Origin of the sequence: Enterobacter sp. D2 (assembly GCF_034427575.1) — a bacterium.
Lineage (GTDB): Bacteria > Pseudomonadota > Gammaproteobacteria > Enterobacterales > Enterobacteriaceae > Enterobacter > Enterobacter cloacae_M.
On the sequence record NZ_JAXQPP010000001.1, the window covers coordinates 1,269,024 to 1,286,091 of the forward strand.

The 17,068-nt window shown below is 56.1% G+C and carries 25 protein-coding genes; 16 read left to right on the forward strand and 9 right to left on the reverse strand.

All coding sequences use genetic code 11. From position 1 onward, the window contains the following. Nucleotides 1–52: 52 nt before the first annotated feature. Both SPG90_RS06200 and SPG90_RS06205 read right to left on the reverse strand, forming a co-directional pair. Nucleotides 53–667, reverse strand: coding sequence for a TetR/AcrR family transcriptional regulator (locus SPG90_RS06200; RefSeq protein WP_023311599.1), 615 nt, complete (start codon nucleotides 665–667; stop codon nucleotides 53–55). Nucleotides 668–875: 208 nt separating this feature from the next. Beyond that, nucleotides 876–1,670, reverse strand: a complete 795-nt coding sequence (locus SPG90_RS06205) for an SDR family NAD(P)-dependent oxidoreductase (protein WP_126303241.1) — start codon at nucleotides 1,668–1,670, stop codon at nucleotides 876–878. 96 nt (nucleotides 1,671–1,766) lie between these two features. On the opposite strand from SPG90_RS06205, the gene SPG90_RS06210 reads away from it, so the two are divergent. After that, nucleotides 1,767–2,135, forward strand: a complete 369-nt coding sequence (locus tag SPG90_RS06210) for a MerR family transcriptional regulator (RefSeq protein WP_047174276.1) — start codon at nucleotides 1,767–1,769, stop codon at nucleotides 2,133–2,135. 44 nt (nucleotides 2,136–2,179) lie between these two features. Here SPG90_RS06210 and SPG90_RS06215 read toward each other — a convergent pair whose 3' ends face one another. Further along, entirely contained in the window at nucleotides 2,180–2,494 is a 315-nt protein-coding gene (locus SPG90_RS06215; protein ID WP_045399064.1) for a PTS sugar transporter subunit IIB, read from the reverse strand. Between the two features lie 113 nt (nucleotides 2,495–2,607). Next, the gene (locus SPG90_RS06220; protein WP_322408015.1) at nucleotides 2,608–3,519 is read right to left on the reverse strand and encodes a LysR family transcriptional regulator; all 912 of its coding nucleotides are present in this window, start codon (nucleotides 3,517–3,519) and stop codon (nucleotides 2,608–2,610) included. A gap of 99 nt (nucleotides 3,520–3,618) precedes the next feature. Between SPG90_RS06220 and SPG90_RS06225 the strand changes: the two genes are divergently transcribed. The 3 genes from SPG90_RS06225 (at nucleotide 3,619) to SPG90_RS06235 (ending at nucleotide 6,054) form a co-directional block, all read left to right on the forward strand. Beyond that, nucleotides 3,619–4,734 carry an alkene reductase gene (locus tag SPG90_RS06225; protein WP_126303243.1) on the forward strand — a complete coding sequence of 372 codons (1,116 nt, stop codon included), beginning with the start codon at nucleotides 3,619–3,621 and terminating at the stop codon, nucleotides 4,732–4,734. Then, a complete protein-coding gene (locus tag SPG90_RS06230) occupies nucleotides 4,731–5,450 on the forward strand; it encodes an SDR family oxidoreductase (protein ID WP_126303244.1) in 720 nt (239 codons plus the stop codon). Before SPG90_RS06225 ends, SPG90_RS06230 begins: the two co-directional genes overlap by 4 nt. Before the next feature lie 64 nt (nucleotides 5,451–5,514). Then, nucleotides 5,515–6,054: an ester cyclase gene (locus SPG90_RS06235; RefSeq protein ID WP_045399076.1), complete on the forward strand. Its 540-nt coding sequence runs from the start codon at nucleotides 5,515–5,517 to the stop codon at nucleotides 6,052–6,054. A 39-nt stretch (nucleotides 6,055–6,093) separates the two neighbouring features. Here the strand turns inward: SPG90_RS06235 and SPG90_RS06240 are convergent, their stop codons facing one another. Then, nucleotides 6,094–6,561, reverse strand: coding sequence for a DUF1348 family protein (locus SPG90_RS06240; RefSeq protein WP_023311608.1), 468 nt, complete (start codon nucleotides 6,559–6,561; stop codon nucleotides 6,094–6,096). A gap of 103 nt (nucleotides 6,562–6,664) precedes the next feature. Here SPG90_RS06240 and SPG90_RS06245 point away from each other — a divergent pair, with 103 nt between their 5' ends. Continuing rightward, the gene (locus tag SPG90_RS06245; protein WP_047174280.1) at nucleotides 6,665–7,243 is read left to right on the forward strand and encodes a TetR/AcrR family transcriptional regulator; all 579 of its coding nucleotides are present in this window, start codon (nucleotides 6,665–6,667) and stop codon (nucleotides 7,241–7,243) included. A 51-nt stretch (nucleotides 7,244–7,294) separates the two neighbouring features. Here SPG90_RS06245 and SPG90_RS06250 read toward each other — a convergent pair whose 3' ends face one another. Next, nucleotides 7,295–8,074, reverse strand: coding sequence for an SDR family oxidoreductase (locus tag SPG90_RS06250; RefSeq protein ID WP_047647844.1), 780 nt, complete (start codon nucleotides 8,072–8,074; stop codon nucleotides 7,295–7,297). A gap of 90 nt (nucleotides 8,075–8,164) precedes the next feature. Between SPG90_RS06250 and SPG90_RS06255 the strand changes: the two genes are divergently transcribed. From SPG90_RS06255 to SPG90_RS06265, 3 genes are all read left to right on the forward strand, one after another. After that, nucleotides 8,165–8,503, forward strand: coding sequence for a winged helix-turn-helix transcriptional regulator (locus SPG90_RS06255; protein ID WP_023311611.1), 339 nt, complete (start codon nucleotides 8,165–8,167; stop codon nucleotides 8,501–8,503). Nucleotides 8,504–8,571: 68 nt separating this feature from the next. After that, nucleotides 8,572–8,976, forward strand: coding sequence for a VOC family protein (locus tag SPG90_RS06260; RefSeq protein ID WP_063408880.1), 405 nt, complete (start codon nucleotides 8,572–8,574; stop codon nucleotides 8,974–8,976). Between the two features lie 18 nt (nucleotides 8,977–8,994). After that, nucleotides 8,995–9,507 carry a GNAT family N-acetyltransferase gene (locus SPG90_RS06265; RefSeq protein ID WP_322408016.1) on the forward strand — a complete coding sequence of 171 codons (513 nt, stop codon included), beginning with the start codon at nucleotides 8,995–8,997 and terminating at the stop codon, nucleotides 9,505–9,507. Here SPG90_RS06265 and SPG90_RS06270 read toward each other — a convergent pair. Together SPG90_RS06270 and SPG90_RS06275 are read right to left on the reverse strand one after the other, a co-directional pair. Beyond that, nucleotides 9,488–10,276 carry a hypothetical protein gene (locus SPG90_RS06270; protein ID WP_126303246.1) on the reverse strand — a complete coding sequence of 263 codons (789 nt, stop codon included), beginning with the start codon at nucleotides 10,274–10,276 and terminating at the stop codon, nucleotides 9,488–9,490. The two genes, SPG90_RS06265 and SPG90_RS06270, sit on opposite strands and share 20 nt — an antisense overlap. 1 nt (nucleotide 10,277) lies before the next feature. Next, nucleotides 10,278–10,475 carry a hypothetical protein gene (locus tag SPG90_RS06275; RefSeq protein WP_023311615.1) on the reverse strand — a complete coding sequence of 66 codons (198 nt, stop codon included), beginning with the start codon at nucleotides 10,473–10,475 and terminating at the stop codon, nucleotides 10,278–10,280. A gap of 256 nt (nucleotides 10,476–10,731) precedes the next feature. Between SPG90_RS06275 and SPG90_RS06280 the strand changes: the two genes are divergently transcribed. The 8 genes from SPG90_RS06280 to SPG90_RS06315 are packed head-to-tail and all read left to right on the forward strand — an operon-like array spanning nucleotide 10,732 to nucleotide 16,612. Next, nucleotides 10,732–11,166, forward strand: coding sequence for a nuclear transport factor 2 family protein (locus SPG90_RS06280; RefSeq protein ID WP_126303247.1), 435 nt, complete (start codon nucleotides 10,732–10,734; stop codon nucleotides 11,164–11,166). Then, entirely contained in the window at nucleotides 11,163–11,882 is a 720-nt protein-coding gene (locus SPG90_RS06285; RefSeq protein WP_126303248.1) for an SDR family NAD(P)-dependent oxidoreductase, read from the forward strand. The genes SPG90_RS06280 and SPG90_RS06285 overlap by 4 nt, the downstream gene beginning before the upstream one ends. Continuing rightward, nucleotides 11,879–13,138, forward strand: coding sequence for an NAD(P)/FAD-dependent oxidoreductase (locus tag SPG90_RS06290; protein ID WP_126303249.1), 1,260 nt, complete (start codon nucleotides 11,879–11,881; stop codon nucleotides 13,136–13,138). The genes SPG90_RS06285 and SPG90_RS06290 overlap by 4 nt, the downstream gene beginning before the upstream one ends. Before the next feature lies 1 nt (nucleotide 13,139). Further along, the gene (locus SPG90_RS06295; protein WP_126303250.1) at nucleotides 13,140–13,862 is read left to right on the forward strand and encodes a DUF1365 domain-containing protein; all 723 of its coding nucleotides are present in this window, start codon (nucleotides 13,140–13,142) and stop codon (nucleotides 13,860–13,862) included. Beyond that, the gene (locus SPG90_RS06300) at nucleotides 13,859–15,079 is read left to right on the forward strand and encodes an SAM-dependent methyltransferase (protein ID WP_045399100.1); all 1,221 of its coding nucleotides are present in this window, start codon (nucleotides 13,859–13,861) and stop codon (nucleotides 15,077–15,079) included. Before SPG90_RS06295 ends, SPG90_RS06300 begins: the two co-directional genes overlap by 4 nt. Continuing rightward, entirely contained in the window at nucleotides 15,076–15,561 is a 486-nt protein-coding gene (locus tag SPG90_RS06305) for a DUF2878 domain-containing protein (RefSeq protein ID WP_023311621.1), read from the forward strand. Before SPG90_RS06300 ends, SPG90_RS06305 begins: the two co-directional genes overlap by 4 nt. Next, nucleotides 15,558–16,082, forward strand: coding sequence for a hypothetical protein (locus SPG90_RS06310; RefSeq protein ID WP_023311622.1), 525 nt, complete (start codon nucleotides 15,558–15,560; stop codon nucleotides 16,080–16,082). The genes SPG90_RS06305 and SPG90_RS06310 overlap by 4 nt, the downstream gene beginning before the upstream one ends. After that, nucleotides 16,079–16,612 (forward strand): DUF3833 domain-containing protein, encoded by a 534-nt coding sequence (locus SPG90_RS06315; protein ID WP_045399106.1) that lies wholly within the window; start codon nucleotides 16,079–16,081, stop codon nucleotides 16,610–16,612. Before SPG90_RS06310 ends, SPG90_RS06315 begins: the two co-directional genes overlap by 4 nt. Here the strand turns inward: SPG90_RS06315 and SPG90_RS06320 are convergent. Further along, on the reverse strand, nucleotides 16,609–17,067 hold the full coding sequence (locus tag SPG90_RS06320; RefSeq protein ID WP_045399108.1) for a DMT family transporter: 459 nt from the start codon (nucleotides 17,065–17,067) through the stop codon (nucleotides 16,609–16,611). The two genes, SPG90_RS06315 and SPG90_RS06320, sit on opposite strands and share 4 nt — an antisense overlap. Between the last annotated feature and the right edge of the window lies 1 nt (nucleotide 17,068).

Here is a 17,068-nt window from a genome sequence, read left to right on the forward strand (position 1 = left end):
GGACGGTATCCGCATTCTCTGACTAGTGACCAAAATTGTCAATGGTCACAAATCAGGGGGCCAGGCTTCTTAAAATCAGTGAAGAGAGTAGCACTGCCGCCGTGGGGGCCATTTCGAGGTTGTACTGCAGCTGAACGGGGTTAATGTAAGGACACATCACCATGTAGACGGCAAATGTGACCTCATCCAGCGGCGTTTTTCTTTCAAACTCGCCGGCCTGCCTGCCTTCGATAATGATGCTCTCGATCAGCTTCATCAGGCTTTCACTGTATTTTTGGGTTGACGGCCACTGCTCCTGCGCGGCGACGGCGGCAATGTCGTATAGCTTACGGTCGTGGAAAAACAGCTCGCTTCCCGCCTCGGTGAGCGCTTTGAAAAGGCGGCGTAATTTTTCGCTTGCTGACGGCGCATCCTCGATGGCGGAAAGCACTGCCGCCATGATCAGCTCCAGGCGGTTAGCGCAGATCACCTCGCCGATAGCCTGTTTGGAATCGAAAAACTTATAGATGTAGGACTTTGAAAAACCAATAGATTTAGCCAGTTCGGCGACAGTGGTTTTTTCATAGCCGTAGTGACCGAAGTGCTCAAAAGCCGCTTCGACGATTTGCTCTCTGACAGCGTGGTCAAGGGGACCACGTGCTGATGGGGGATTAATATTTTTAGTCATTATTTAAGCTTAGCGTGACGGGCTACGATTAACAACGAGTGACCATTTTGAGATTTGGTTACCGTCATTCATCATGAAACGTCCAGACGGGACGATCAACCAGATGCGGTAAGTGTATCACTGTTTTTCGTGCACTATGGCATCTATCTGTCTGCGATAAGCGAGCATTTCAGCGCAACTCCCTTGCGCTGAACAGAGCCGTTTTTGCTTAAGCCGAGCGCGGGCGCAATATTTTTTCAACGATAAGCACCAGACGCCTGCGCGTCACGAACCGGTGTAGCTGCCCCAGAAGCCAGTTACCGCATCCGGTAATCAGGTAGCTACGGTTACTCTCCATGGCCTTCAACGCCAGGGTGACCACCTTGTGAGCGGGCATTCGTTTACCTACCGAAGCTTCCTCAGCATTCACCACATCAAAAAAGGCCGTATCCGTTGCGCCGGGGCAAAGCGCCAGGACGCGGATGCCCCTGGAGCGATATTCTCCCCACAGCGCGTTCGAAAACGAGAGCAGAAAGGCTTTGGTTGCGCCATAAATCGCCATATAGGGATCCGGTTGCATCGCGGCCGTTGAGGCAACGTTAATAATCACCCCGGAACCTTGCTGCAGCATTCCCGGCAGCAGGGCGTGAGTCAGCTCCACGGGGGGCATGCAGTTTACGTTAATCTCATCACGCTGCCTGTCGATTGACAGCTTTTCGAATGGCCCGTAGGTGGCGAACCCGGCGCAATTAATCAGAATGTCTGGGACGCGTCTTAAGGTTTCAAGCCGTTCCACAATGTGGGGAATGGCTTCCGGCTTCACTAAATCCTGCACGATAATCGTGATGGAGGCGCCGTGCTTTCTGACCAACTCTGCGGCAAGCGCCTGCAGCTTTGGCTCGCTGCGGGCGACGAGGATCAAGGCCACGCCTCGGGCGGCGAGCTGCCTGGCGAAATCACGACCGATGCCCGAAGATGCTCCGGTAATCAGCGCTGTTTTTCCTGTATAATCAAAAGAATTCATATCTTTAATCCCGTTTCCCTAATGTATGACGCACAGGATAAACCGTGCACTTAGGTACACGGTCAAGCGTGATTTTTCCAGGGTGAGGGCGACGCGATGCGAATTGGTGAACTGTGTGCGAAAACGGGATTGTCGAAAGAGACGGTGCGTTACTATGAGCGACAGGGGCTATTAGAGAATATCCCGCAGCCCAATCGCAGCAATAACTACAAAGTTTATTCCGCCGTGGATTTACAGCGTTTAAACATGATCAAGCATGCCAAAATGCTGGGCTTTACCTTAGCCGAAATTGCAGAGGTTTTAGCTGTCTGGGTTGACGACAACTTTACCGCTGAGCAAAAACAGGCTTCTCTGCGCCGCAAGCTGCAGCAGCTTGAAGAGAAAGAAGCGGCGTTAATTGAACTCAGAGCCAGGTTGAAAAACGCCCTAAATAAGGTCGGTCAGCCTTGCGTCGACACGTTTTGATCGCCGGGTGAGAGGAGGCCGCAAAACCGATGCGGCCTTATCTGTCAGGCAGCCAGTTCAGGCATCTGTTCCTTCACGAAATTCAATACTTTCCTCGCGTCGAGAGAGGCATAGGGCAGGCTCTCAATAATGGCGATTGAGCGCGTATTGCCCACCTTTTCTTTTATCTCATCGAGTTTGTACTGAATGTGCGGCGCGATGAGGAAACCATCGAAAGCGGGAGCGACGCTGGCGAAGTTATCCAGCCCAACAGCGCTAATCATCAGCGGATAGCCTTCGCGTTCTGCCAGAGACTGCATCTTTTTGGCGAGAGAGTTTGCGGTATTACCAAACAAACAACAGATCAGAAGCTTTTTCATATTTTTTACCTCCTGAAAACCGCACACAGAGTAGTCCTGAGGTTGTCAGCGAAATGCGCGCCATCTCTTATTTTGGCGAGAAATTAACCGCAGATGCCTGACGCGATTTAATTTTACTGCTTTTTTAGCCAGTCGAGAAAAAACTGGCTAAAAGCCGTGACCTGAAGCGGCTGCAGTTTGCGCTGGGGGTAAACAAGCTGCAGGCCGACATCTTTGCGATCGTATCGGCTAAAGCCGGTGAAGCTGTCGGCAAACAGTACCGTGAGCCTTCCGGTTTCAACATCGTCTTTGACGTCCCACCACGATTTCCCCGCGATGCCAGCTCCGCTGAGTGCCCACTGGCGAAGTAAAGCCCCGTCGTCGCACACCATGGCTGGCTCTACGCGAACGACGCTTTCCTCGCCATCTTTTTCAAAGCGCCATTCGTTCATCACCACGCCCTGCGATTCCAGCGCCAGGCACCGGTGCCGGGCTAAATCGGCAAACGTGGCGGGGACGCCGTGGTCGTTAAGATACGCCCCGGAGGCAACCAGCACCCGATGGTTCGGGCGGATATTTCTGACGACAAGGCTGCTGTCCGGCAGGTTGCCAAAACGCACGCTCATATCCAGCCGGTTAGCGACCAGGTCCTCAATGTGTTCTCTTAACGAGATGAAAAATTTAACGTCAGGATGGCGCCGGGAAAAATCAATGACGGCGGGGCTAAGATACTGTCTGCCAAAATCCGAGGGCGCGGAAAGGCGAACATTGCCGCTGAGCACGCCCTCTTTTTGCGTCAGTAACGACTCGGCATGATGCATCTCTTCCAGCACGCGCAGCGCGGCATGGTAAAACTCTTCCCCGGCGCGGGTCAGGGTGAGGGATCGCGTTGAGCGGTGAAACAGGCGCGTCTGGTAACGCTCCTCAATCGCCTTCAGCCTGGCCGTCATGGTCGCGGGGGAAAGCGACAGGCGTCGTCCGGCGGCGGAAAGACTTCCGGCCTCGGCAACTTCCACCAGTAAAGCCATGTCTTCGAGTTTGCCCATTATTCATATTTTCCGAAAAGTGCATCTACTTTTAGCGTAATTATCAAAATCAGATGCGGACTGTAAAGTGATGTTATCCAAACCATAAGGGATAAAATCATGCAACGTACCTCACTTTTTGAACGCTACAGGCTGGGTTCGCTGGACCTGAAAAATCGTATCGTCATGGCGCCGATGACCCGCGCGCGCTCCCTTCAGCCGGGAAATATCCCCTCCGCGCTGATGGCAGAGTATTACCGGCAGCGTGCCAGCGCGGGATTAATCATCACGGAAGCCACGCAGATTTCGCCTCAGGGCCAGGGATACTCATGGACACCCGGCATCCATTCGCCTGAACAGGTTTCGGGATGGCAACTCACGACGGGCGCCGTGCATCAGGCGGGCGGAGTGATTTTTTCGCAGCTCTGGCACGTCGGGCGAATGTCGCACGCCAGTTTTCACCAGGATGGTCAGCCCGTCGCCCCGTCAGCACTGGCGCCAGACGCGCAGGTGTGGGTGGTGAATGAGCGTGGGGAAGGCCAGATGGTTGACTGCCCGCAGCCGAGAACACTCTCGCGCAAGGATATTCACAGCATCATCGCGGACTATCGTCAGGCGGCACTGAATGCCGTCCAGGCCGGTTTTGATGGCGTAGAAGTTCATGGCGGAAACGGGTATCTGATAGACCAGTTCCTGCGTCAAACCTCCAACAAACGCACGGATGAGTACGGCGGTACGCTGGTGAACCGCATCCGTTTTGCCCAGGAGGTGTTAAGCGCCATTGCCGAGGCCATTGGTCACGAGCGCACGGGTATCCGCCTTTCCCCATTTATTACCCAGCGCGGGATGAACGACCCGCAGGTCTCTGAAGCCATACTTGCGCTTGCGGCCTGGTGTGAACAAAAAGGTATTGCATTCATCCACCTGGCGGAAGCCGACTGGGATGATGCCCCTCAGGTACCCGAGCGTTTCCGTCAGTCCCTTCGCGAGACCTTTAGCGGAACTCTTATCGTCGCGGGTAACTATGACCTTGATAAAGCTGAAAAGATCCTTGCTGCCGACTATGCCGATTTGATTGCCTTCGGCCGTCCGTTTATTGCCAACCCCGATTTGCCCCACCGGCTGGCAAACCAGCTGCCTCTTGCCCAGGTGCGCGACCCCGCCACGCTGTTTGGCGGTACCGGCACGGGATATACCGATTACCCAACGTACGCTCTACAGGAGGAAACATTATGACCCGTAAAACTTTAATTATCGGCGGCGGTTCCGGCATCGGTTTCGCCTTGGGCAGCCTGCTTGCCGGGCGCGGTGAGGAGATTATTCTTGCGGGACGCGACAGCGCAAAACTGGACGCCGCGCGACAGCGGCTTAGCGCCCACGCCGCGTCAGTTCACACCCTCGTGCTGGACATCAGCCGTGAGGAAGAGCTTGTCGCACTCGGTGAAACGCTGGGTGAGGTCAATAATATTGTCGTTACGGCGGGTTCACAGGCTCCGGGAGGGCTTCTTTCCGGGCTGGATCTCCGCGCGGCAAGGCTGGCCTTTGATACAAAATTCTGGGGAAGCATCAATGTCGCCCGCTATCTCGGCGGGAACATCGCCCCCCGCGGTACGCTGACGTTCACCAGCGGGTTCGTGGCGCGTCGCACCGTGGCGGGCGCCATTGTTAAAACGACGATGAATGCCGCCATTGAGGCCGCGACAAAAGTGCTGGCGAAAGAGCTTTCACCGCTGCGCGTCAACGTCGTGAGTCCGGGGCTGACCGACACGGAAGCGTACGCGGGCATGGATGCCGCCGCGCGGGAAAAAATGCTCGCTGGCGCGGCGGAAACCCTGCCGGCCAAAGCCTGGGGAAGGGCGGAGGATATCGCTCAAGGGTATCTTTTCGCCATTGATAATCCCTTTGTCACGGGGTCGGTCATTGATATTGAGGGCGGGGCGTTAATTAACTGACCCTCTCTGATTTGAACCGCAGGAAATCGACTGCGGGTAATGTAATACTCTATTGAGAGATATCATGAAATATACGACGTATTTTCATTCGGCTGTAGCGATGGTTATTTTTGCAGGTCTGTCGGGCAATGCGATTTCCGCGCAGGGGGAATGGCTGCAGCCGAAGCAGCTAATTGTGGACAACAGCCTGCCGCAGGCGAAATTAAAGACGAATGAAGCCGTCGCCAGAGAATATGCTTCATTCTGGAACACGGGTAATGAAACCCTGGCGCGTAATGCCCTGGCGGCAGGCTTTATTGATAAAACGCCTCCGGAAGGGCGTAAGCAGGGGGCGGAAGGCGCTATTTTAGCTTCCCGCGCGTTTCGTGCAGCCGTGCCTGATTTACGCTGTGACGTTGAGCAAATGATTATTTCAGGCGATCGCGTGGTTTCGCATTTACATTTTCACGGCACCTTCACCGGAACATTTGGCAAGCTGAAAGGAAAGGGGCAGAAAATAGATTTTATCGCCACGGATATTTATGAGATTGGTGACGGTAAGATCGTAGCTAACTGGCATATTGAGGACAACCTGACGCTGATGAAACAGCTGGGCGCGCTGTAAGGTCATCACTCCGGGGCGGCCCGGAGTGATGCGAAAATCCTATAAGCCAAGATCGCTCAGCGAAGGGTGATCGTCCGGGCGTCTGCCCAGCGGCCAGTGGAACAGCCGCTCAGAGGCTTTGATCGGCATATCGTTTACGCAGGCAAAGCGTCGCTTCATCAATCCGTCCGGCTCAAACTCCCAGTTTTCATTGCCGTAAGAGCGGAACCAGTTGCCGGAATCATCATGCCATTCATAGGCATAGCGCACCGCGATCCGATTCTCCGTAAATGCCCAGAGCTCTTTAATCAGACGATAGTCCAGCTCTTTTTTCCATTTCCGCTCCAGAAACGCCTGGGCTTCTTCACGGTTGGTGGCGAACTCTGCGCGGTTACGCCATTGGGTATCCAGCGTATAGGCAAGCGCGACTTTCGCCGGGTCGCGGCTGTTCCAGCCATCTTCTGCCAGTCTGACTTTTTCGATGGCGCTTTCACGAGTGAAGGGCGGTAAAGGAGGACGTGTGTTCATTGCGATTACCTCAGCGTTATATTATGTAGACAGGTCTGTCTACTTGCGGTAATCTATGCCTGTGAAATAACGCTGTCAACATTCTTTTTGAGGCTAGCCAAAAGTGAAAACAGAACCCGCAGGCAACGATACAAAAATCAGCGTCAGAGATAAGATATTACTCACGGCGCACGATCTGTTTTATTCCACGGGCTTCAGGGCGACGGGTGTGGATACGCTGATTAAAGCGTCTAAAGTGACCAAGGTGACTTTCTATCGTCATTTTTCGAGTAAGAGCTTGCTTATTCTCGCCTATTTGCACTATCGGCATGAAATATGGATTAACTGGTTTGAATCCACGCTGCGTCGACATCTCGATGAAGGCGAAATACCTGCTGATGCGATATCTGCAACGCTTTACGAATGGTTTATTTCGCCCGATTTCCACGGCTGCGCGTTTATTAACGCCAGCGCAGAGGCGAAATCGGAAGATATTGAAAGCGAGATAAAAGAGATATGCCGCAGTCATAAGTCAGAAACAAAGAAAATTATTGCCTTGCTGACGAAGAGTGCAGATGAGCGCGTCGTCAATGAAATCATGCTGCTCATTGACGGCGCAATTATTCATGCACAGATGGGCATGGATTCAGAAGCGGTAAAACATGCGTTAAAAAAGGGCCTGGAGAAACTGTCCGATCGGTGATATTCCCCGGTGCTTAATCAACTCGCGCACCGAGCCGATTAAGCACCCGCGTTACACTGTCGGAATGGTGCCGCCATCAATCACAAATTCAGTACCGGTGATACTCGCAGCATGCGATGAAGCGAGGAAGACGATGAGGTTGGCCACCTCAATCGGTCTGGCAGGGCGTCCGAGCGGTATTCCACCTAACGCCTTCATAATAATCTGCTTACCGCCTTCGTAGTCTGTTCCTGCCTGCTTTGCCAGCCTCTCCGCCAGTGCAACTGCCGCTTCAGTTTCGATCCAGCCGGGCGCAACGCGCACCACCCGAACGCCCTTCGGTGAGACTTCCTTTGAAAGACTTTTACTGTAGGTTGAGAGGGCTGCTTTAGCCGCCGCATAACCCGTTGTTGATTCCGGTAACGGCAGCTCGCGCTGAATAGACGTCACGTGAATAATCACCCCATTTCCCTGCGCGAGCATTCCGGGAAGCAGGGCGCGATCTAAGCGTACTGCAGGCAACAAATTAAGATTGAGCTCCTGCTGCCACTCTTCTTCGCCAAGCGCAGCAAAACCGCCACCGGGCGAGGTTGAACCGCCCGCAACATGGATAATCACGTCGACGCCTCCCATCTGTTCCTGAACCGCAGATGCGACAGCGGCACATCCAGCGACCGTCGTAAGGTCCGCGGCGACGAAAGTATCTGCTATATCTACGTCCGGCTCGTGGCGCGCAGTGGTGAATACCGTTGCACCGAGTTGTTTTAAAAGCCCGACGACCGCTTTTCCGAGCCCTTTCGTGCCAGCGGTAACAAGCACGCGTTTGCCTTTAAAATCAATATCTAATGACATAACCTTGCACTCCCGTTATTTACAGTACAGTTATATTCAACATAGACTGAGAAATTGACAAGTACGCACGAAAAAGTGAGCTACTGAATTATGAGTAAGTTATATAGTCCGGAATCTGCCGCGAGCGGCGTGGAGCAAGTGTTACGGCTGCTGGAAGGCCGTTGGAAATTAATTATTCTTTTTCATCTTTTCGACGGAAAAGTGCAGCGCTACTCTGATTTCGAAAAACTGATCCCCGGTATTTCCCAGAAGATGCTGGCGCAGCAGCTCAGGCAACTTGAATCCGATGGTATCGTTTCGCGGATGGTCTACCCTCAAGTGCCACCGAAAGTGGAGTATCGCCTCACCGATTGGGGTCAGGCATTATGTCCGGCGCTTGATGCCATGCTGAAATGGGCAGAAAAGCGCGAGGCTTACGCAAGCCAGTAAACCCGGCGGCCAGCACGCTGCAATGGGATAGCGTTGCCCGTAACCCATTTATGCAAAGGAAACGAAAAATGAGAACGCAGAAGCGATGCCTTGGCTGCGTGGCTATTGTGGTTGATGACTACGATCGTGCGATTGAATACTACACAGATAAGCTGGGTTTTACCCTCGTAGAAGATACGCCTCAACCGGGTAAACGCTGGGTGGTCGTCTCACCCAACCCGGAAAGCGACTGCAATATTTTGCTGGCTCGCGCCTCTAACGAGAGGCAGGAAAGCTTTATCGGCAATCAATGCGGCGGCAGAGTTTTCCTCTTCCTTCAGACGGACGATTTTTGGCGCGATTACCGTGCCATGAAAGACAAAGGCGTTCATTTCTGCGAAGAACCTCGTGAGGAAGAGTACGGTACGGTGGTGGTGTTTGAAGATATTTACGGCAACCGCTGGGACCTCTTTCAACATGCCCAACGCGGGTGATTACCAGGGATACCTTACATGACTCTTCGAATTCGCCAGGCCTCCGGGGCCGATTCAACGCTTTTAAGCGAGCTGGGATACCGAATCTATCCCGCCCATTTTCAGCATCTGTGGGTGTCAGACGCAGAGATGAAGGATTTTCTCGACGGCGAGTACGCGCTTTCCGTACTTGAACAGAGCCTGAAAGAGAACGCTGTTTCCTGGTATGTTGCCGAGACCGATCGGCCAGTGGGATTCATGAAAGTGACCTGGGAAGCCCTGCTCCCGGAAACGGGCAAGAAGGGGGTTCTCCTCAACAAGCTCTACCTCGATCCCGCCGAGACCGGCAAGAACTATGGCCAGGTGATGTTCAACAGCATCACCGACATGGCCCGGAGCAGGGGGAAAGACTATCTCTGGCTGGAAGTGCTTGAGCAGAATGCGGGAGCGTACCGGTTCTACCAGAAGCAGGGCATGCTCTGCGTTAATAACGTCCTTTTCGAAACCGCTTCACAGCAGAGCATTCTCAGAATTATGGGGATGTCTCTTTAGGGCGAGAGCTCTCGTCGCGCTGTGCCAGCGATAGCGCGCTGGCGCTGGCGGGATCGAACAGCGAGAGGCTCTCAATCTGATTGAGTAAAATCACCTTCCGGAATGACATGGCGCTGCGATGTTCGGAGTCGAGCGTGATGTCATGCTCCGCATACCACCTGCTGTAGTTATTCTCGATGCGAAAGTTCATCGTCTTCGCGTCTCTGTACCCGCTTAACATCGGGATCAGCACGATATTGGCCGTTTTTTCATATTCCAGCGTCGCGGTGTGGATCATGCCGACGTAAATCCGCCTCGACCGCAGCGTGACCTGCGCCAGTTCCCCTTGCTCCATACACTGATACAGCAGCTGTTCAATACCGCTCGACTGCGCCAGACGTTTGTAGAGCTTTTTCCGGCTTTCGCCGTCCAGCCTGGCGCTGCCTGCCCAGTTAGAGCGGTAGAGGCAAAACAGAATGGCAAACGCCAGCATCACGACCACCGGCGCCTGAATGCCTAAAAAACTCCAGTTCATAAAGTCGATTTGCCAGTCGGTATATTTCGGTGAGGCAAAGTGGAAAGCGTTGTTGGCGGCGGAAAGGGCGAGCAGGAGCAGCCAGAGCAGACCGGTGGCAATCACGCCCTGCAGAACGAAAATACAGCCGTACAGCGCCACCAGGAAATAGACGTCCCAGCCAATGGAGCGCTTGATTTTAAAACGGGTCGACAGGTCGCGGCTGGTGTACCAGTACCCGCATACCATCAGCACCATAAATATCGCCGTTCCCATATCAGGCCCTCTTCAGCATGTTGACGTGACGCAGAAAATCCTGCCGCACCTCGTTGCTTTTGTAGTTCACCGAGGCGTTCCCGTCCTGGTCGATAATGATGCGATCGCCATCTTCGACGGCTTCAATGATTTCCTGCTGGCTCATCACCTGCAGTAAGGATTCCGGGCTGGAGAAAAGGGAGAGAAAGAAACGTTTCATGCGGGCATCCTTATGAATAAAAAGGATAAGCCTGGAAGAAGACCGGCGAGTTTGCCTTAAGGATATCCTGAAAGTTAAAGCCGGGTGGCGGTTACACCTTACCCGGCCTACAGAATTCACTCTTTTGCCTACTACTAAGCCATTGACATATATATAAAATAAAAAATAAATCACCACAAACTTGGACAAATAACATTAATTGTGTAAGTTTTAATTATGCGATTACGCCACGTTGTTTACAGCCAGGATGTGACCCATGAGCACTTTGCCCTCTGTCGTGAGTCGGTTTGTTGAGTACTACGCCGCACTGGATAGCCAGCCGCCGTCCGCGCTGGTGGGGCTTTACCATTCGAATGCCACGCTTATCGATCCGTTTGGCGAGCATGACGGGATTTTCGCGCTTCAGCGCTATTTCACCCATCTGCTGGCCAACGTCGAGAACTGCCGTTTTTCTATCGATCCGCCGCTGTGCAGTGGGAACCGGTTTGTTGTCACCTGGGTGATGCACTGGTCGCATCCGCGCATTGCCGGAGGTGAGCCGCTCGATCTGCCGGGATGTTCGGTGGTGGACACGGAAAACGATCTCATCACGCGCCAGCGCGACTACTACGATGCGGGAGAGATGATCTACGAACATCTCCCGCTGCTGGGCTGGGCGGTACGCGGCGTGAAGCGGAGGGTTAAATCATGAAGACGGTGCTGATTACCGGCGCAAGCTCGGGCATTGGCGCCGGGCTGGCAAAATCCTTTGCCGCTGACGGCTACCATGTGATTGCCTGCGGGCGCGATCGGGCGCGCCTCGACGCGCTGCGCCAGATCTGCCCCAATCTCACTGTTCGCCTGTTCGATATGACCGACAGGGACGCCTGCCGCCAGGCGCTGACCGGCTGCTATGCCGATCTGATTATTCTCTGCGCCGGCACCTGCGAATATCTCGATGGGGGCGTGGTGGATGCGGCGCTGGTGGAGCGGGTGATGACGACAAATTTCCTCGGCCCGGTGAACTGTCTTGACGCGCTGCAGCCCCAGCTGACGGCTGGCAACCGCGTGGTGCTGGTGAGTTCCATGGCCCACTGGCTACCTTTCCCACGGGCAGAGGCATACGGCGCGTCCAAAGCGGCCCTGAGCTGGTTCGCCGAGAGTCTGCGCCTGGACTGGGAGCCCAAAGGTATTGCCGTCACGGTGGTTTCTCCCGGCTTTGTTGATACGCCGCTGACGCGCAAAAACGATTTTGCCATGCCGGGCAGGGTGAGCGTCGACGAGGCGGTGAAGGCGATCCGTATCGGGCTGGCGGCAGAGAAAATGCATATCGCGTTCCCCGCCGGGTTCGGCTTTATTTTGCGTGCGCTCTCCGGGTTACCGGCATTTCTTCAGCGCGCGCTGCTGCGCAGGATGGTGCGTTCATGAACATCGCAATTATCGGCAGCGGCATCGCCGGGCTAACCTGCGCCTGGCGCCTGGCCGGGCACCATCAGGTGACCCTGTTTGAAGCGGGCGCCACGCCCGGCGGCCATACCGCAACGGTTGACGTGCCGACGCCGCAGGGTACATACGCGATCGACACCGGGTTTATCGTCTACAACGATCGCACCTATCCGCGCTTTATGGGTCTGCTCAGCGAGCTGGGCATCAGCGGGCAAAAAACGCAGATGAGCTTTTCGGTGCACAACCCGGCGACGGGGCTGGAGTACAACGGACACACCCTGACGTCGCTGTTTGCGCAGCGCCGAAACCTTGTGAATCCGGCATTCTGGCGGCTGCTCGGGGAGATCGTCCGCTTCAATCGTCTGGCGAAACAGGCGCTGGACGGGGAGGTGGACCCGAACGCCACGCTGCAGACGTTTCTGGACCAGCACGGCTTCACGCCGTTTTTTGCGCGCCACTACATTCTGCCGATGGGGGCCGCGATCTGGTCCTCGTCGCTGCAGGAGATGAAGCGTTTCCCGCTGCCGCTTTTCTTACGTTTCTTCCAGAACCACGGCCTGCTGGATATCACCCATCGCCCGCAGTGGTACGTGGTGCCGGGCGGCTCGCGGGAGTATATCCGCGCCATGCTCGACAAGCTGGGCGACCGTCTGAATCTGCACCTCAATTCACCGGTTCAGCGGGTGAGCCGCCATGAGCACGGGGTTACGCTTCAGCTTGAAAACGGCAGCCATACTTTCGAACGGGTGATTTTTGCCTGCCACTCCGCCAGCGCCCTGGCTATGCTTGATGACCCGACGCCCGCAGAGCGCGAGGTGCTGGGCGATATCGGCTGGCAGCGCAACGAGGTCGTTTTACACAGCGATCCGCGCTGGCTGCCGGTGCGGCAGCGCGCGTGGGCCAGCTGGAACTACCGCCTGAGCGCGGAGGAACAGGCCAGCGCCTGCGTCACCTACAACATGAACATTCTGCAGGAGCTGCCTGCGGGCAGTCCGCTGTTCTGCGTTACCCTCAACCCTGACGCGCCGGTAGATGAACGCTTCGTTCTGCAACGCTTCGTTTATGAACATCCGCTGTTTAACCCGCAAAGCTGGCGGGCGCAGGCGCGGCGCGGCGAGATCAACGGTCACAACCGGAGCTGGTACTGCGGGGCTTACTGGTACAACGGTTTTCATGAAGATGGCGTGCGCAGCGCGCTGGACGTGGTCAACGCGATAGCGGCCGGAGAGGGGAACTGAGATGAACAGCTGCCTCTACCACGGCGTATTACGCCACCGCCGCCTTCAGCCGAAAACCCACGAATTCAGCTACAGCGTCTTTATGGCCTGGCTGGATCTCGATGAACTGCCGCAGCTCTCGTCCGTTGGCGTGCGGCGCAATCGCTTTGCCGCCGCTTCGTTTCACGATGCGGACTACCCGCTCGGTACGCCGCTCAAAGAAAACGTGCTGAGCAGGCTGGAGAGCCTGACCGGGGAACGTCCGGACGGGCGGGTCATGCTCCTGACGCAGCTGCGCTATTTCGGCTTTCATTTCAATCCGGTCAACTTTTACTACTGCTACGACGGGAAGGGGACGCTGCGCTGGGTGCTGGCGGAGGTTCGCAACACGCCGTGGAATGAACGTCATTACTATTCCGTCAACGGACAGGATGCGCAGCCGACGGAAAAAGCGTTTCACGTATCCCCCTTTAACCCAATGGACATGATCTACCACTGGCGCTTTAACGACCCGGACAACACGCTGCATATGCACATTGAAAATCATCAGGAAGCGAAGGTCTTTGACGCCACGCTGGCCCTGCGCCGGGAGCCTTTGACGCGCCCGGCGCTGCGTTCGCTTTTGGTTCGCGTCCCGCTTATGACCCTGAAAACTGTTTTTGCCATTTACTGGCAGGCGCTGCGGCTCTGGCTCAAGCGCGTGCCGCTGTATAACCACCCCTTCAGCAGGAGTGAACGCTCATGACCGACCCCGTCTTTGCGTTAGAACCCGATATCCCGCGTAACGTGCGCATCGCGCGCTGGCTGCTTTTTCGTCTGTTAAGCGGTATCCGCGGCGGCTCGCTCACCCTGCGTGAAGGGGCGCAGACCTTCCATTTTGGCGAGACATCCTCCGCGCTGCAGGCCGACGTACAAATCCTCACGCCCGGCGTTTACTGGCGCGTTTTAACGGGCGGTAGCCTTGCTGCCGCAGAAGCCTGGATGGACGGCGAATGGGAAACCACGCACCTTACGCCGCTTCTGGAACTGCTGGCGCTCAACGGCGAGGTGCTTGGCCGTCTGGAAAACGGGTTCCGCCTGTTCGGCAGGCCGCTGGAGCGTCTGCGCCACTGGACGCGGCGTAACTCCCGCGCGCAGGCGCGTGAAAATATTGCCGCTCATTACGACCTGGGCAATACCTTCTATGCCCATTTTCTGGATAAAGAGCTGCTCTATTCCAGCGCCTTGTTTACGGAGGACGAGCAGGACCTGACGGCGGCCCAGCAGGCCAAAATGGCGCGCCTGTGTGACCAGTTAATGCTAGAACCGAATGACCACCTGCTGGAGATCGGTACCGGCTGGGGCGCGATGGCGGAATACGCGGCCCGTCATTATGGCTGTCGGGTGACCACCACCACGCTGTCGCAGGAGCAATATAGCTGGGCGACCGAGCGGATCGCCCGCGCCGGGTTGCAGGATCGCGTTGAGGTGCTGCTCTGCGACTATCGCGACCTCACCGGGCAGTACGACAAGCTGGTCTCAATAGAGATGATTGAAGCCGTCGGGCAACGCTATCTGCCCACGTTCTTCCGGACCTGTCAGGCGCGGCTGCGCCCCGGAGGACGAATGGCGATTCAGGCCATCACCATTCAGGACCAGCGCTATCGCGACTACAGCAAAAGCGTCGATTTTATCCAGCGCTACATCTTCCCCGGCGGCTTCCTGCCGAGCATTACCGCGATGAACGAGTTGATGACGCGCCACACCGATTTCGTGGTGCGCAATCTCTTCGACATGGGGCCGGACTACGCCCGCACGCTGGCCCACTGGCGGCAGCGCTTTGTCCACGCCTGGCAGGAGATTGAAAAGCTCGGCTTCGATGAACGTTTCCGCCGCATGTGGCTGTACTATTTTGGCTACTGCGAAGCCGGGTTTAACGCCCGCACCATTAGCGTGGTGCAGCTGACCGCCGAGCGCGTATGAGACGTCATATTCAGGTCTTCCTGCTGGCCGTCGCGTTCGATCTCTACTGGGCGCTGGTGGTGCTCTTTCGCGAACAGGGCCTGATTATCTGGATCGCTCTGGCGATCCTGGCGTGCCTGCTGTTGCCGCCTGTATACCGTTTTTACGCCATTGGTCTGGCGGCGGCGGGCAGCCTGCTGGATACGCTCTGGGCGCTGACGGGGCTGATTGCCTTCACGAGCGACTCCCTGATGCCGCTCTGGATGGTGGCACTGTGGCTGATGTTCGCCACCGTCTGGACGCAGCTGACGCGCACCACCACGCTACCCGGCTGGCTGCTGACCCTGCTGGCCGCCGTGGGCGGGCCGGTGGCGTACCTGATTGGCGAGCGGCTGGGAGCCATCACATTTCTGGAGCCGACCTTTATCGTCGTGAGCTGGATGGCGCCGGGCTGGCTGGTGTTGATGCTGTTTTTCCACCTGCTGATGGGGAGACAAAAATGAGATCTGTGGTTTTGCTGCTTTGGCTGACGCTGGTTGTTCCGGTTGCCCAGGCCGCCGACTGGCTTGCCTGGCGGAAGGTGGGTGACGCCACGCTCACCTGGGGTCCGTTCACGGTCTATACCTCTCAGCTGCGCACCCCGGACGGGCGTTACGGTCGGGATAATCAGGATCAGGCGCTGATTATTACCTATGCGCGGGACATCGATCGCGATGATCTGGTTGAGGCGACCCGCGACCAGTGGCAGGCGCAGGGGATCCTGGCGCAGGAGCCTCAAAGCGAAGCCTGGCTGCGGATGCTCCAGTCCCTTTGGCCGGATGTCCGCCCGGGCTCACAGCTGGCGTTTGTGCTCAACGATAAGCAGGGACAGTTCTGGTATCGCGCGTCAGCGGCGCAAACATCGTTTATTCCACTTGGACCGCGTCAGTCGGAAGCGTTCAGCACCCGTTTTCTGGCCATCTGGCTCGATCCCCGCACGCAATATCCTGAGCTGCGTCAGCAGTTAATCGGAGGCCAAAAATGAAACGTATCCTGATGATGGCGCTGGCATTCACGATGCTGCTGGCGGGCTGTAGCACTGAAGTGGCCGAGTATCGCCAGCAGGAGCCGCGGCTTGATATCTTCCACTACTTCCAGGGCAAAACCGAAGCGTGGGGGATGGTGCAGGATCGCAGCGGCAAGCAGATCCGCCGTTTCCACGTTGAGATTGCCGGGGACGTTATCGGCGATACGCTGACGCTCAACGAGCACTTCGTTTACGACGACGGCGAGAAGCAGCAGCGGGTCTGGCATATTCGCCGCGTGGGGAACGATCGCTACGAGGGTACGGCAGGGGATATTGAAGGGGTTGCCACGGGACAGTCCGCAGGCAACGCCTTTAACTGGCATTACAGTATGAACGTGAAGGCCAACGGCAGCACCTGGCTACTGAACTTCGACGACTGGATGTATTTGCAGGATGAGACGCATCTGTTTAATAAAACCGAGATGAAGAAGCTGGGCGTCACCGTCGCCACGGTGACGCTGTTCTTTACCCGTAAGACCTCAGCTTAGTCGCGGACGCTGCCGGTTTTGCTGCTGGAGTAGATGAAGTACAGGGCAATCCCCAGGCACACCACCGCGCTCAGACGGCTCGGTGAAAACGGAATGGCGGGATTGCCCAGCCAGCCAAAGTTATCAATCAACATACTCATGGCGAGCTGGCCGAATATCACCGCCACCGTGGCGACGGCGGTGCCGATGCGCTGCACCGCCACGACCATGATCACAATGTAAGGCACGCCGAACATCGCCCCGAGGAGCTGCCATTTCGGCACGTCCAGCAGCGTGACCGCCTGCATAGGCTCAAAGAAGAAAATGAGCAGGGCGGTCACCAGCGCGCCGACGGAAAATGTCAGAAACGCGCTTTTGAAAACGCCCACGCTGCTGCCGAGCTGCCCGTTAATCGCGGCCTGAATGCTCAGCGTTGCGCCGCCGCAGACGGCCAGAAGAATCATTATCAGCGTCATA